The 244-nt window shown below is 70.9% G+C and carries 1 protein-coding gene; it reads left to right on the forward strand.

Translation table 11 applies throughout. The annotated features are described in order from the left end of the window. A partial coding sequence (locus RT567_RS14630; protein ID WP_313576989.1) for a DUF3363 domain-containing protein occupies nucleotides 1-244 on the forward strand: 244 nt, incomplete at both ends.

A 244-nucleotide genomic window follows, 5' to 3' on the forward strand; every position in this document is an offset into this window, starting at 1 on the left:
ACGTCCGGGTCTGGACGCGGTGATCGCCGATCCGTCCTCGATGCAGCCGATCGTCGGACGGGTGATCGAGCGCGGCCTGTCCGACGAACTCAACGATCGTCACTACCTGATCGTCGACGCCGCCGACGGCCGCGTCCACTATGTCGACATCGGACGCGGCGAGGCGACGGAAACGCTTCCGACGGGCGCGGTCGTGCGCATCCGAGCGACGCCCACGGGCGCCCGCGCCGCCGACCGCACCGTC

Origin of the sequence: Brevundimonas sp., assembly GCF_032107865.1 — a bacterium.
GTDB lineage: Bacteria > Pseudomonadota > Alphaproteobacteria > Caulobacterales > Caulobacteraceae > Brevundimonas.